At 73.2% G+C, this 14,277-nt stretch carries 11 protein-coding genes; 2 read left to right on the top strand and 9 right to left on the bottom strand.

The window, feature by feature from the left end; genetic code table 11:
• Positions 1 to 17: 17 nt before the first annotated feature.
• Complete coding sequence (locus tag AC0666_RS17445; RefSeq protein WP_478707883.1) at positions 18 to 1,601, top strand: CocE/NonD family hydrolase; 1,584 nt, start codon at positions 18 to 20, stop codon at positions 1,599 to 1,601.
• On the opposite strand, the gene AC0666_RS17440 is transcribed toward AC0666_RS17445, so the two are convergent.
• The 9 genes from AC0666_RS17440 to AC0666_RS17400 all read right to left on the bottom strand — a co-directional run bounded on the left by AC0666_RS17440 (position 1,587) and on the right by AC0666_RS17400 (position 13,107).
• Positions 1,587 to 2,645 carry a glycosyltransferase family 2 protein gene (locus AC0666_RS17440; RefSeq protein WP_478707882.1) on the bottom strand — a complete coding sequence of 353 codons (1,059 nt, stop codon included), beginning with the start codon at positions 2,643 to 2,645 and terminating at the stop codon, positions 1,587 to 1,589. The genes AC0666_RS17445 and AC0666_RS17440 overlap by 15 nt on opposite strands.
• Positions 2,646 to 2,701: 56 nt before the next feature.
• On the bottom strand, positions 2,702 to 3,934 hold the full coding sequence (locus AC0666_RS17435; protein WP_478707881.1) for an ATP-grasp domain-containing protein: 1,233 nt from the start codon (positions 3,932 to 3,934) through the stop codon (positions 2,702 to 2,704).
• Positions 3,927 to 4,631 carry a PIG-L deacetylase family protein gene (locus AC0666_RS17430; protein WP_468971291.1) on the bottom strand — a complete coding sequence of 235 codons (705 nt, stop codon included), beginning with the start codon at positions 4,629 to 4,631 and terminating at the stop codon, positions 3,927 to 3,929. The genes AC0666_RS17435 and AC0666_RS17430 overlap by 8 nt, the downstream gene beginning before the upstream one ends.
• Complete coding sequence (locus AC0666_RS17425; RefSeq protein ID WP_478707880.1) at positions 4,628 to 6,661, bottom strand: NAD-dependent epimerase/dehydratase family protein; 2,034 nt, start codon at positions 6,659 to 6,661, stop codon at positions 4,628 to 4,630. Before AC0666_RS17425 ends, AC0666_RS17430 begins: the two co-directional genes overlap by 4 nt.
• A gap of 64 nt (positions 6,662 to 6,725) precedes the next feature.
• Positions 6,726 to 7,475, bottom strand: coding sequence for a hypothetical protein (locus AC0666_RS17420; RefSeq protein ID WP_478707879.1), 750 nt, complete (start codon positions 7,473 to 7,475; stop codon positions 6,726 to 6,728).
• Between the two features lie 7 nt (positions 7,476 to 7,482).
• Positions 7,483 to 8,517 carry an arginine beta-hydroxylase, Fe(II)/alpha-ketoglutarate-dependent gene (gene vioC, locus AC0666_RS17415; RefSeq protein WP_468971285.1) on the bottom strand — a complete coding sequence of 345 codons (1,035 nt, stop codon included), beginning with the start codon at positions 8,515 to 8,517 and terminating at the stop codon, positions 7,483 to 7,485.
• Positions 8,518 to 8,644: 127 nt separating this feature from the next.
• Positions 8,645 to 10,537: an amino acid adenylation domain-containing protein gene (locus AC0666_RS17410; RefSeq protein WP_478707878.1), complete on the bottom strand. Its 1,893-nt coding sequence runs from the start codon at positions 10,535 to 10,537 to the stop codon at positions 8,645 to 8,647.
• Positions 10,534 to 11,694 (bottom strand): capreomycidine synthase, encoded by a 1,161-nt coding sequence (vioD, locus tag AC0666_RS17405; protein WP_468971281.1) that lies wholly within the window; start codon positions 11,692 to 11,694, stop codon positions 10,534 to 10,536. The genes AC0666_RS17410 and vioD overlap by 4 nt, the downstream gene beginning before the upstream one ends.
• A 21-nt stretch (positions 11,695 to 11,715) precedes the next feature.
• Positions 11,716 to 13,107 (bottom strand): KamA family radical SAM protein, encoded by a 1,392-nt coding sequence (locus tag AC0666_RS17400; RefSeq protein WP_468971279.1) that lies wholly within the window; start codon positions 13,105 to 13,107, stop codon positions 11,716 to 11,718.
• 484 nt (positions 13,108 to 13,591) lie between these two features.
• Between AC0666_RS17400 and AC0666_RS17395 the strand changes: the two genes are divergently transcribed.
• The gene (locus tag AC0666_RS17395; RefSeq protein ID WP_478707877.1) at positions 13,592 to 14,245 is read left to right on the top strand and encodes a helix-turn-helix domain-containing protein; all 654 of its coding nucleotides are present in this window, start codon (positions 13,592 to 13,594) and stop codon (positions 14,243 to 14,245) included.
• The last annotated feature ends 32 nt before the right edge of the window (positions 14,246 to 14,277 follow it).

The raw sequence follows: 14,277 nt of genomic DNA, 5'->3' as shown, positions 1-14,277 counted from the left end.
ACGATCTGAAAATACCGGTGCGTGACGGCACCTTATTGAGTGCCGACCTCTACCGTCCCGATTCAGGCGGCCCGGTGCCGGTGCTGGTGCGCCGGACGCCCTACGGGAAATCCGGCAGTCCGGGCGGGGCCTCCGTCGACGGCCTGCGCCTGGTGCGCTCCGGTTACGCCCTGCTGGTGCAGGACGTACGCGGCCGGTTCGGCTCCGGCGGCACCTTCGACCCGTACTGGCACGAGGCGGCGGACGGCGCGGACACCGTCGCCTGGGCGGTGGAGCAGCCCTGGTGCGACGGATCGGCCGGCCTGTTCGGCCGCTCCTACGAGGCGATGGCCGCACTGCTCGCCGCGGCCGAGCGCCCGCCCGGCCTGGGTGCGATCGTCCCGCACGTGGCCGGATCCGGCTTCGATGAGGGCTGGACCCGCCAGGGCGGCGCCTTCCAGTGGGGCTTCGTCCTGTACTGGGTGCTCTACGACCTGCTGCTGGAGGGGGCCGGACTGACCGGGGCCGACCTGGACGAGGTGGCCCGTGCCGTCGACCGGATCGACGAGCTCTACCGGGACCCGGAGGCCGCCGCGGACCTGCTGGACCGGCTGGCCCCCTACTACCGGCAGTGGCGCGCCCACCCGGGCGGCCACCCGTACTGGCGGCGCGCCGCCCCCCGGGAGTCGTATCCGTCGATCGGCGTCCCGGTGCTCCACCTCACCGGCTGGTACGACATTTTCCTCGCCGGCGCCCTGGAGAATTACCGGGGAATTCGGGAATGTGGAACTCCGTCGCACTTGGTGGTCGGTCCGTGGTCCCACTGCGTCACCGGCGGGATATTCCCACAGCGTCGTTACGGGCTGGCGGCCGACGAACGCAGCATCGATGTCACCGGTCTCCATCTGGATCATTTCGACCGCCACCTGCGGCGGCGGGTCGGCGGTCCGCAACCCGAACCGGTACGGCTGTTCGTCACCGGCGCCGACGCATGGCGCGCCTTCCCCGACTGGCCCGTCCCCGGCGCCCGGGACCTCGTCCTGCACCTGCACGGCCGCGGCCTGACGCCCGGCCCCGCTCCGGAGGCCCCCGGCTGGGACCGGCTCCGCCACGACCCGGCCGACCCCGTGCCCACGGCCGGGGGCGCCACCGCCCTCCCCGGCCAGTTCACCGGCGGCGACTGCGGTCCGATGGACCAGCGGGAGGTCGAACGGCGCGCCGACGTGCTGTGCTTCACGAGCGAGCCGCTCGCGGAGCCGCTGACCGTCGTCGGCGACACCGTCCTGACGGTGTACGTGACCCCGGACGCGGCGGGCGCCGACGTGACCGGCAAGCTCGTCGACGTGCACCCAGGCGGCCGGGCCGAGCTGCTGTGCGACGGCGTGCGCCGCCTGGAGCCGGGGGCGGACGCGGCATCCGCCCCCGACGAGCCGGTCGAGGTCACCGTCGCGCTGGGTGCGGTCGGTCACCGGTTCGGCGCCGGCCACCGGATCCGGCTGGAGATCGCGGCCAGCAACGCGCCGCGCTTCGACGTCCATCCGCGGGTCCTCGCCCACCACACCGTCCACCACGGCGGCGACCATCCCTCACGCCTGCTGCTGCCGTGCCTACCCGGCGGCTGACGCCGTACCCGGGTCGGCGGCGTCCGGGTGGAAGACCGACAGGTCGGCCACCTTCTCGATCCGCCGGCCCGCTTCCCAGTGCGCCCGCCGCAGCCGTCGCAGCTGGGCGCCGGTCAGCTTGGTGCTGTGCTGCGGGATGGACCGCACCATCCGCGCCCGTTTCGCCGAGGCGGGGTAGCGATCGCGCACCCCGTACGGGTCGTTGAGCAGGTGGTGGGCGGTGCCCGTGTGGAAGGCCGCTTTCAGCAGCGCGTAGTAGGCCGCCGCGCCCGGCCCCTTGTCGCGGGCGCAGTGCACCAGCGTCCGCGACGCCTCGAACAACCGCCACGCCACCGGCACCGCCGGAGTGGTGAACACCCCGGTCTCCTGGCCGATGCCCTCGCCGACGCCGTAGCGGAAGTAGCTGCGCATGTTGGCGAAGCCGTGCTGGGCGTCGTGGAAGATGCGCGCCTCGGGCAGGTGCACCACGGGGATGCCCGCCAGCTGGAGCCGGAAGTCGAACTCGCGGTCCTCGCACCAGTGGATCAGCTCGTCGAAGTGGTAGCCGCCGATGTGGTCGACTATGTCGCGGTTGTAGATCAGCGGCGGGGACAGCGCGCTGACGTAGTCCCCCTCGTCGAACTCGCGGACCCGTGCGGTGAGCTTGCTGAGGAGCCCGTCCGACTCCCCGTACACCACCTGCCCTTTGACCACCGGATCGGTGAGCACCGCGCGGACCATGGCGCGGACCACCCCGGGGGCGAAGGTGCAGTCGGAGTCCATCAGCAGCAGGTACTGCCGGTCGGTGGCGGCGGCCCCCGCGTTGTAGGCGGCGCCCAGGTTGCCGACGTCCTCGATCTCGGTGACGGTCAGCGGGCGGGGGTGCTCGGCGATCAGTGCCAGCACCGCGTCACTCGGTCCGTTGAGCGCGAGGACGATCTCGACGTCCTCGTCGATCGAAGCGATGCAGTCGGCGATCCGCAGGTCGTCACGCAGGGCGATGATCACGCTGGTCCGGGCGATGCCCTTGTCGACCGCCGCCTCGTCCACCGGGTCGGTGGCCATCTCTGTTCTCCCTCGTCAGGCTCGTGCGCGTACGGGTGCCCGCTGAACGGGCTCTGTCATGGAGACCCGGCCTTGAAGCGCAAGGGCAGGGCGCGCAGGGTGCGCTCGGCGATGGCCTCGGCCTCCGCCGGCTGCGCGGCGTGGGCGATCACCCCGGCCAGTACGTCGGCGCCGCCGCGGTAGGGCGGCACCACGGTGCCGGGCTTCAGGTCGAGGCCCCAGAACACGTCGTGCACCCCGGCCCGGCGGGACACGTCCCGCGGGTCGCCGACCCACTCGACGACGCCGCCGTCCGCCGGGACGAACCGCTGGACCGCGGCGCGGCTGTGCCGGGGCACCAGTTCGGCCGGCTCCAGGGGGCGGCCCAGGGCCAGCCGGACCACGTTGGGCAGCGGGTCCACCCCGGTCGCCAGCCGCATCACCTCGGTGGCGATCCGGGCACCGGTCAGCCGGCAGGTGATCTCCAGGAGGACCACCCGGCCGTCGTGTGTGCGCAGGATGTCGGTGTTGATCACCGCCGGGTCCAGGCGGAGGGCGCGCGCCCCGCGCCGCACCGTGTCGGTGACCTCCTCGATCTGCTCGGCGGTCAACCGGCTGGGAAGAGTGTCGCCGCCCTCGAAGAAGTGGGGGGCGAACTCCTCCTTGCGCCCGTACTCCCGGTCGGCGAACCCGAAGCGGTGCAGCTCACCGTCGACCATGAAGGCCGCCAGGGTGTGCTCGGTGCCCTCCAGGAACTCCTCCACCACGATCCGCCCGCCCGGGCTCAGCCGCAGCGCTTCCTCCGCCAGCGCCCGTACCTGCCCGGCCGACTCCGCCTTCAGCACCCCCAGCGACCCCGTCTGGTCGCTGGGCTTGACGACCGCCGGCAGGCCGACGTCGGCGACCGCCCGCACCGCCTCGCCGACGCTCTCGGCGGTGGCGAAGCGGGGCAGGTCCAGCCCGGCCGCACGCAGGATCCTCAGGCGCCGGTCCTTGAGCGTGCAGTCGAGGGCCGTCTCCAGCGGCAGGCCCGGGCAGCCGAAGCGCTGCGCGATCGTGCTGATCACCGGCGGGTTGTCCGCGCCGAGGGAGAACACCCCGTCGATCCGGTCGATGCCGGCCGCCGACAGCTCCGCGAGGACCGCCACGGCGTCGTTCGGGTCGCACACGAGCAGGACGTCCGCAGCCGCCTGCGCCCGGTCCGTCGGGTGGTCCGTCACCACCACCAGTTCCCGCCGGGGCGAGCGCAGTTCGGACAGGGACCGGTCCATGCCCGAGCCGAGCCCGCAGACCAGGAGGCGGTCAGTCATGGCCGCCGCCCGCCCCGCCGGAGGAGGGCAGGGAACCCAGGCTCAGCACCTGGAACACCTCCGCGTACCCGGAGCCGGCCGAGACCGCGCCGCGGTAGCGGGCCAGGCCGCGGATGCCCTCGTCCCATGCGGCGTGCCGCAGCTGGGAGGCGTACGCCCGCATCGCCTCGACCTTGGTCTCGATCTGCCCGTCGATGGCCTCGGCGTACTGGAAGCGCGCCATGGGCGCCCACACCTCGTAGCCGAGCACCAGCCGGGGTGCGGGCATCGGCCGGCCGCCCGTCTCCTGGAAGAACTCCGACTGGGCCATCCACAGCGCTTCGAGGGTGAGCTGGTGCACCATGCGGTGCTCGACATCGTCGTCGTTGTCGTGCGGCAGGTACACCACCTGCGGACGCACCTCCCGCAGGACCCGGACGAGGTCCAGATGGACCCGGCGGTCGAGGACGAAGTCCCGCGAGGGTTCCTCCAGGCGGATGCAGCGGTGCACGCCCAGGGCCTTCGCGGCGCCCTCCGTCTCGGCGGCGAACTCGGCGTCGCTGACCGAGTCGTCGAGCGCGCTGCGTTCGCGGCCGATGACGATGACCACCGTCACCCGTGCGCCGTCGCGCACGTGCTTGGCGATGGACCCGCCGCAGCCGATGACGTCGTCGTCGGGGTGCGGCGCCACGACCAGGACGTCGGTGACCCCCGTCATGCGCCGGCCCCCGGCAGTTCCCCGGCCCAGCGGGCCCACTGCCCGGTCAGGGCGGCTCCCTCGGCGAACGGGGTGCGTGCCGTGAAGCCCAGGATGCGGCGGGCCTTGCCGTAGTCGGCGCGGGCGGTCGATCGGTACAGCTCCAGCTCCCAGTCCGCGACCGGCTCCCCGGCGGGCAGCGCCGAAGGACCGCCCAGGCCGCGAAGCGTGCGGAACGCGTCGAAGAAGGTGCCCCAGCGAACTTCCTCGGCATGGCCGACGAGGAACCGCTCGCCGGCGGCGGCCGCGGTTCCGACGGCCAGGAGGACGGCGTCGGCCAGGTCGTCGACGTACACGGCGTTGCACACACCGCCCTCGGCGCCCGCCGGAAGCTGCGTGAAATCGGTTGCCGCGCGCCGCAGTTGGGCGGTGGTCCACTGGCCGCCCCACGGGCCGTAGACGACACCCGGCTGGAGGACGACCGTTTCCAGGCCGTCACCGTGGGCCTCCAGGACCAGCTGCTCGGCGGCGAGCTTCTGCTGCTCGTACTCCCGGTCGGCGGGGTCGGCCGGGCGGGCGGGGGAGTCCTCGGTCAGGGCGCCGGTGACGGCCGGGTCGTAGACGTCGACGGTGCTCAGGTGCACCACGCGGCGGACGCCGGCGGCGCGCGCCGCGGCCAGGACGGCCGCGGTGCCGTCGACGGAGGCCGCCCAGCGGCCGGCCTCGTCACCGGTGCTGCCGAACGCGCAGTGGACGACGGTGTCGCAGCCCTCGAACGCCGCGGGCAGCGAGGCGGGGTCCAGCAGGTCGCCCTGGCGGAACCCCAGCCGGTCCTGCGGCAGGACGGACAGCCGCGCGGCCCGTCCGAAGCCGCGGACCACGGGCCGGACCTGCGCTCCGGTGCCCAGGACCAGACGCTCGACGATCCTGCCGCCGATGAACCCGCTCGCGCCGGTGACCGCCACGGTGCGGCCGGTGAGCGTGAGGCCCGGGCCGGGCAGGCCCTCGCTGCCGCGCGTGGTCCACGGCTGGGCGGAGCGCCGGTGGGCGGGGCCGCCGTAGCACTCCTGGATCAGCTCGACGACGCGTACGCCGTCCTGCGGGGTGGAGTGGGCCGGCGCCGCACCGCGTACGGCGGCGGCGAAGTTGCCGAGCTGCTCGGTGAAGAGCAGTTCCCACTCGCCCTGGGCCGGGGCGACGGCCTCCACGTCGCCGCGGTGCAGTTCCACCCCGTCCGCGGTGACCAGGGTGCACTCCCCGGCAGGGAAGTCGGTGCCGATGGTGGCGGTCGCCCGGGTGCCGGTGATCGTGCAGCCCGTGCCGAGCCCGCGCAGCCGGCTGAAGTCGCAGTGCACATCGGTGGCGCCGAAGCGCAGGTGGGCCGAGGCGTCGCTCTCCACCCCGCCGAGGGAGTCGTCCTCGTAGTGGACCACCTCCGCGTCCGGACCGAGCCACCACAGCAGGGTGTCGAAGACGTGGGAGGCGGTGTCCGTGAGCACGCCGCCGCCGGCGAGCCGCCGGTCGAACATCGACCAGGAGACCGGCTCATGGGCGTAGGGGTGGCCCTCCGACCAGTCGATGCTCACCACCTCGCCGAGGTCTCCGCCGTCGATGAGCCGCTTGACCCAGGCGTAGGCGGGGAAGAGCCGCCGCGGGTGGGCCATCGCCAGCACCGGCGCGCCCTCGGCCGCGGCGGTGGCGGCCAGGTCCCTGGCGTCCTCGACGGAGGTGGTCATCGGCTTCTCCAGCAGGACGTGCTTGCCGGCAGCCAGGAGCGCCCGCACGATCGGCGCGTGCAGGGTGTGCGGCGCGACCACCACGGCGGCGTCGAACGCGTCGGCGGCTTCGGCAGGGTCCGTGGCGAGCACCACCTGGTCGGCGTCGGTGCCGCCCAGCTCCCGGTACAGGGCGAGGGCGGCCTCGGCCTTGGGCGGGTCACGGTCGATGAGCGCGGTCAGCTGCACGTCCCCCTTGAGCGGGGGCAGGGCCGGCAGGTGACAGCCGCGTGCTGCGGCGCCGCACCCGATGATGGCGAGGCGTACGGGAGGCATGGTTCTCTCCAGGGTTCGTCGAAGAAGGGAATGACACGGGGGCGGGTCGGGGAGGCGGCCCCGGCTACGGCGTATCGCGCCCGGCAGGGTGGTGGACCCACACGTTGGGCTCGGCGTACGTGCCGTAGCCGTCCTCGGAGACGCGCAGCGGTACCAGGGCCCCGGGCAGGGGGTGGTCGCCGGGGCCCGGCAGCGCGTGCCCCAGGAACTCCTCCCAGCGGGCCACCGGCTGGCGGATCACCAAGGACCGCTCGGCGACGCCGAGTTGCCGGGCGCCCAGCTCCAGATGGGTGCGCAGCCAGGGGTCGAAGCAGCGCCCGTCGGGCCGGAGCCAGGCTGCGTACTCGCCGATCGGGATCAGCGGGTAACGCGCCTTGCGGGTGGGCCGGACCGGGATGATCACCCCTCGGGGGGCCGTCCCGGCGGCCCGCCGCCGCACCTCGGTGAGCAGCCGCTCGGCGTGGCCGGCCGCCCGGTGCCCGGGATCCACGGACACCGACAGCATGCACACGGCGTCCGGCTGGTCCGGCGGGCCGTGGTCGACGGCCTCCACCAGGACCTCGTCACTGCCGGACGGCAGCGAGGAGGCGCTGCCGTCCCAGCGGACCGGCAGCCCGTTGGCCGCCGCGACCAGGCGCCCGGCCCCGTCCACCAGGCACAGCTGGTGGGCGGCGTAGCGGTCGTACATGCCGTGCCAGCGCCAGTTCCCGGGGGACTCCCAGCTCATGAACGCGGGCATGTTGGCGCCGATCAGGGCGTCCACGTCGGGCAGCAGCCACGGGTCCCGGGACAGGTCGGTCAGGGTGAGGGACACCGGCGCGTCAGCCCAGCAGCCGCGTCTGGGCCGTGGCCCGCATCTCGCGGGAGCGGCGCAGGTCGGCCGTCACGCAGACCCGCTTGAGCCAGCGGTCGGTGCCGTCGTAGCGGGCCTGGAACGGCAGCCGGCCGTGCACCGCGCGGTGGTTGTCGATGAACAGCACGTCGCCCTCGTCCGCGACCACCTCCCGCATCCCGGCGTCCACCACCTTGAACAGCGCGTCGTAGGCGCGCCGGGCGTCGGTGTCGTCCTCCGGCACGGAGGTGAAGTACGGGTCCAGCCGCATGTACGGGTCCAGGCGCGAGCCGTAGAGCAGCGGGCCGAGCGGCCGTTCGTCGATCATCCGCTGGATGGTGGCGAACCGGGCCGCCTCCTCCTCGGACGCGAGCGTGTTGTTCTTCGGCAGGTGCGACTCGTCGGGTGCGATGTGGAAGCGCGGCTCGAAGAGGACGTCGATGTCCTCGGCGGACAGCGAGGACAGGTCCAGGTCGCCGACCGTCGTGGGCACGTGGTCGGGGTTGCGCAGCGCGCCCAGGATCAGGTAGTCGCTGCGGTACGGGTGGAAGGCGTCCTCGGTGTGCCAGGTCAGCAACTCCTTGCTGCCCATCCCGAGCTGGTCGTGCTCGTGCTGGCGGATCGGGAAGATGTCGTGCACGAGGTGGCCGTCCTGCTGCGTGGCCCATCCGAAGGGCTCGCCGAGCAGCGCCGAGTACAGCATCAGCAGCAGCTCCTCGGGGAATTCCGGGCCGGGCCGGCTGCGGCCCCGCCAGTGGTCGGGGGTGGGGCCGATGCGCTGCTGGTCGAAGTCGTGCCCGCGGATCACCGTGTGGCCGTGGCGGTCGGCCAGCTTGAACTCGCGCAGGAAGTCCTGCACGCCCTCGGGGAGGCGGGCCGCGAGCCGCGGCAGGTCGCGCAGCAGTACGGGATCGCCGAAGGAGGGGTAGGAGACGGCCAGTTCGAGGCTCAGCTCCGCGATGGCGGAGGCCTCGTCGGCCGTCAGGGTGTAGCTGGGTGCGGACTGGTCGGTGAGGTTCGACATGCCAACTCTCGCTGAGTGGTCGGGGATGGTTGCTGCCCGCGGGCGGCCGGAGCCGGGTCTGCGGGCCCTCGGGTGACGCAAGTGCACGGGACCGGAGCTGGGTGGCACCCCGTCGGTGGTGCGGTGGTCAGGGCCGGCCGGTCGCACGCTCGCCGAGCGCTCCGGCGAGCAGCCGGGGGGTCGGGGAGGTGAAGAGGGCGCTCGCCCGCAGGCCGGCTGCGGCGGGGTGGGACTCGCGCAGCCGCGCGAGCAGGCGCATGGCGAGCAGGGACTGGCCGCCGTGGTCGAAGAAGTCGTCGTCGGGGCCGAGCCACGGTGCGCCCAGGACCTCGCGGAAGAGGACCAGCACGCTGTCCAGGGGCTCCCCCCGGGAGGGTTCGGCGACGCCCTGGGAGAGCGGTGCTCCCGGGGTCCGGTCGGCCGGCGAGCCGGCCTGGGCCGGGGCTTGGACCGGAGCGGCCGCCCAGGTGGCCAGCTGCCGCTTGTCGACCTTGCCGTGCGGGTTCTTCGGCAGGACGGCGACCCGGTACAGCACCCGGGGCACCGCCCAGTCCGGAAGCTGTGCCTCCAGCGGCGCCACCAGGGCGTCCCGGTCGGCGCCCGTCAGCCGCACTGCCTCGCCGGGCAGCGGCGCTGCCGCCGGGTCGGCCGGCACGACGAACGCCCACAGGACGGTGCCGGTGTCCGGATCGGGGAAGACCACGCTCTGGCCCACGCCGGCGACGTCGCACAGGGCGCGCTCCACCCGGGCCGGCTCCAGGCGGTGTCCGCGGATCTTGACCTGGTCGTCGACCCGGCCGATGAAGACCAGCTGCCCGTCGGCGTCGATCCGCCCGAGGTCGCCCGTGGCGTACAGGCGTGCACCGGGCTCGGCGGCGTACGGGTCGGGTACGAAGCGGCGGGCGGTGGCATCCTCGTCGTCGAGGAAACCGCGGGCGAGCAGCGGACCGCCGATGTGGATCTCACCGCTCTCGCCGTCCGGCACCGGGCGGCCTTCCCGCCGGATGGTGACGTCGACGCCCTGAAGGGGTGTGCCGAGCGGCACCTCCTCGGCGTCGGAGGGCAGCAGCCCGGTGTAGAAGGTGGAGCTCACGGTGCATTCCGTGAGCCCGTACACGTGGGCGAGGCCGGCGGGCTGCCGGGCCTGCCACGCGCGGTAGGGCCCCGGATCCATCCGTTCGCCGCCCACCACCACCGTGCGCAGGGCCGCCGGAGTGGTCGTGCCGCTGGCGTCGAGCCAGCGGGCGTACTCCAGCCAGTACTGGGTGGACAGCTCGACCACAGTGGTCCGGGTCCGGGCCATGGCGACGTGCAGTTCCTCGGCGTCCAGGGCCCGGGTGTCCTTCCGGCAGACCACGGCCGCGCCGGCGGCGAAGGCCGGGAAGACCTCCTCGATCAGCACGTCGAAACCGAGCGAGGCCACCTGGAGCCAGCGGTCGCGCGGTGTCAGCTCCAGCCGGGCGGCGACCGCGGCCGCGAACCGGCCCAGTGCATCCCGCTCGACGACGGTGCCCTTGGGGCGGCCGGTGGAGCCGGAGGTGAACAGCACGTACGCCACGTCGGACCCGCCGGCCCGCTGGGCGGGACGCGCCGGCCCCTTACCGTCCGTGCCGCGGACCACAGCGCCGCCGTGGTCGGGGCCGGCCGGTACGTACGCCGCCCGGGGCGCGTGGCTTCCGTCGCCCAGCCACACCACCGCACCGGTACGGCGCACCAGTTCCGCGCGGGCAGCGGGGGGCAGCCGGTCGTCCAGGACGGTGAACCCCGCGCCGGCCTTCAGCGCCGCGAGCATGCCGAGCACGGTGCGGGCAGGGTCGCCGAAGGCCAGGCCCACCAGCTCCCCCGGGCCGGCGCCGCGCTCCGCGAGATCGGCGGCCCAGGCGTCGGTGAGCCGGTCCGCCTCCCGGTACGACAGCACCCGGTCCGGGGTCACGAGCGCGGGCCCCGTGGCCAGGTCGCGGACCGACCGGTCCCAGAGGTCGAGCACGTCGGGCACCTCGGGCCCGCTCACGGCGGTCACCGCCCGGCCTCCCGTGCCCGCAGGAACTCGGACAGCCCCGCGAGGCCGGCCCGGAATCCCTCCTCCGGGCCGCCGAAGCCGAGCCGCGCACCGTGCGGCATGCCGAAGGCCGTACCGGGCACCAGCAGGGTGCGGTGGCGGGCGAGCAGCTCCAGGCAGAAGAGTTCCACCGCCTCCGGTCCGGCCGCCGCCCGCTCCAGCTCACGGAAGACCGGCAGCGCGCACACACCTCCCTCCGGCGGGGTCCAGCGGACCAGGTCCTCGTGCTCGGCCATCCATACCGTGAGGTAGGCGAGGTTGCGCCGCGCCTCGGCCGCCCGTATCCCGATCAGCTCGTCGGCGTGGCGCATGGCCCGCTCGGCGACCAGCTCGACCAGCGGGGAGAGGAACAGCGTGGTCCGGTCACGCAGCGGGAAGGTGGCGGTGATGAGCTCCTTCGGTGCGACGGCCCAGCCCACCCGCAGACCGGGCAGGCCGAACGTCTTGGAGAAGGTGCCGTAGGACACCGTGTCGCCCCCGTCGGCGCCGGGGTCGGGAAGCACCTCCCAGCGGTGCGCGATCTCGGCGGTGGCGGCGTCCCAGACGAGCACGGCGCCGGTCACCGCGGTCCGCTCCCTCAGCGCCTTGAGGCCCTGCGGGGACAGGGTGACTCCGGTGGGGTTGTGCGGGAAGTTGACGATCACGGCCGCGGTGCCGGGAGCGATCACCTCGGCCAGGACACCGGGGTCGATCTCGCCCTCGTGCAGCGCCTGCGCCGGCAGCTCGACCACGTCGCAGCCCGCTGCCCGCGGGTAGTGGCCGAGTGAGTGGTAGATGCCCTCCTGGACGACCACCCGGTCACCCGGGTGCAGCAGGGTGCCCAGGGTCAGCGCGATGGCCTCGCTGGAACCGTGGGTGACCAGCACCCGCTCGGCATCGCCGCCGGCGTAGCGGTCGGCGATGGCCTGGCGGATGCCCGCCCCGCCCTGCGAGACGCTGTCGTCCATGACGATCCCGTCGAGGTCCGCGGCTCGGATCCGGCACAGATCGCGTATCTCGGCGAAGGTGTACGGGTGGACCCCGCTGGAGCTGATGTCGTGGATGTCCGGGCCGAGGTGCCGGCGGTACCACTCCTCCAGCACCGGAGGGTCTTCACGCCGTGGACGAAGACTGCTCATGACTGTGCAACTGTCCCTTCTCTACCCTTGACGGGTTTCCCGCCACCAGCGCTGTCCGGAGAGCGGAAGCGTGTCGATCGGGTCGTAGTAGTGGTAGGAGCCGCTGTGGTTGTCCGGGTCCGCCGCTTCCAGCGGGGTGAGGTAGCTCTTGCTCCAGTGCGACACCCCGAGCTCGCGGTCGTAGGAGTCGGCCTGGTCCACCCACCGCTTGCCGGCCATCGGTACGTCGCACACGATGCGCGGCGTGGCGAACCCCGGCAGATAGCCCATGATCTGACGCTGGATCATCTGGGCGCGGTGCAGCGGCACCCGCCAGTGCTCGGCGTTCGGGATCATGTCGCACATGTAGAAGTAGTACGGAGTGATGCCGGCATGGTCGGCGAGCGCGAAGCACAGGTCGAGCAGGTCGTGGGCGCTGTCGTTGATCCCGCGCATCAGCACGCCCTGGTTGCGTACGTCGTGCAGACCGGCGTCCAGCAGGGCCCGGGCCGCCCGGGCCACCCCGGGCGTCACCTGCTGCGCAGCGTTGGCGTGGGTGTGGAGCGCGATGCGCACACCGCGGGACCGGGCCGTGCGGGCGATGCGCTCGACGCCCTGGAGTACCGGGCCCGAATTCCAGTGCTGGGGCAGTCCGATCAGGCCCTTGCTGGCGAGCCGGATGTCGCGGATCGAGTCGATGTCCAGCAGCCCGTCCACGAAGCGTTCGAGCCGCGGCCAGGGCATGTTCGCCAGGTCGCCGCCGGAGACGACCACGTCCCGGATGCCGGGGGAGGAGCGCAAGTGCTCCAGGATGCGCTCGGCACGGTCGACCGGTTTGAGCCGGAGCCTGTTCTTGGCGACCTGGGGCGTGGAGTTGCCCACCAGGTCCATGCGGGTGCAGTGCCCGCAGTACTGGGGGCAGGTCGACAGCAGCTCCGCCAGCACCTTGGTCGGGTAGCGGTGGGTGAGACCCTCCACCACCCACATGTCCTGCTCGTGCAGCGAGTCCCGGCTGGCCATCGGGTGTGAGGGCCAGTGCGAGTGCCGGTCGGAGAACACCGGCAGCATGTACCGGCGTACCGGGTCGTCGTAGAAGGCCTTGGTGAGCTCGCCCGGGCGGGCCGCTGCCGCCTCCGGGGCGATGCTGTTGACCATCTGGGGCGGCAGGAGCACCGACATGGTGGCACGCTGCAGCCGGTCCTGTTCCCAGTCCTCGTAGAACCCCTCGTCGAGCAGGTCGCCGACGACCGCGCGCAGACCCTTCGCGTCCTTGACGCAGTGGGCGCGCTGCCACTGCGGATCCGCCCATTCGGCCTCGGTGACTCCGCGCCAACCGGGGAAGCGTCGCCAGTCCGGCTCCACGAGCGGACTGCTCCGGTATGCGTAGACGCCCTCCAGTGCTGCTGATTCCGTCTGGCTGCGTGCTGTGTCCACCAACCCGCCACCCATTCCCGTCGGTTTCGGCCGTATCGCCTGACAGGAACCGATCTTGCAGAGCGCCGGCGTTGTACACGAGGCCAGGTTGTACGGGGCACCGGAGGCTGGCGCCCCTATACAATCCGGCGCCGAAGGCGGAGAGTTGTACGGGGCGCCGGGCGGAAGTGACCTTGTACACACCGAGTGGGCGTGACGGGAACCGGAACAACCGGAGAACGGGCCCCGGCGGGGGCCCGGCGTGTGAAGTTAGGTGAACCTAATTCGGACATTCCCGCACCGCAAGTGGCCGGAATCCTCGGCTGGTGATTGATGGATATATCACTGGCATGTACCAATGTCCGAGAGGTCCGGTGCGGCGATTTCTCGCCGCCTCCGGGCCCCCACGTCCGGACGTCATGCCGGACCGTGCGCCACTGCCCAGGTTGTACGGCACTACGGAACATGCGCTTCGCTCGACACCATCCATCCCCAGGGGAGAAGCATGCCCAGGCCAGAGCGGTTATTGGACCCCACAGCCGGACCGCTGGAAGAATTCGCCCACGCGCTGCGCGGACTACGAAGGCAGGCCGGGAACCCCTCGTACCGCACCATGGCGAAACGTGCCCACTACTCCGTGGCCACCCTCTCGGAGGCGGCCCGCGGACTGCACAAACCATCGTTGAAGGTGACGCTCGCCTACGTGGCCGCGTGCGGCGGCGACCCCGAGCTGTGGACCCGCCGCTGGTACCGCCTCAGCAGTGAACTGGAAGGACGCGACAGACCCGCCCGGGGACAGCCGGGAGGCTCCCGGCGGGTGCCCTCCCAGCCGACCGCCGACCGCCGCCCCGTTTCCGGCGCCCCCGCAACGGCGGCCCGGCCGGGCGGCCCCCGTGCCGCCGGGCCCCGTGCCGCCGGGCCCCGCCGGGCAGCCGCCCCCGGCCCCGCCGCGCCGGCCGCCGCCGCCGCGCGCCGCCCCGCCGCGGACGCGCTGACCGGCGACGAGCGGGCGGAACTGCGGCGGCTGCGCAGCGAGGTCGAGCAACTGCGGCACGCCAACGCGGTGCTGAAAGCCGCGTCGGCGATCTTTGCCGCGGATCTCCGCACAAACTCCCAGGTCGTGTACAACCCGGCCGACCGACAAGATCCGTTGGCGTGACCGGCCGCTGAGCCCCCCACGGGCCCGAGGCG

The organism is Streptomyces sp. NPDC043680, assembly GCF_056436685.1.
The sequence above is the reverse complement of the archived record's forward strand: the minus strand, read 5'-3'. Positions and strand labels throughout refer to the sequence as shown.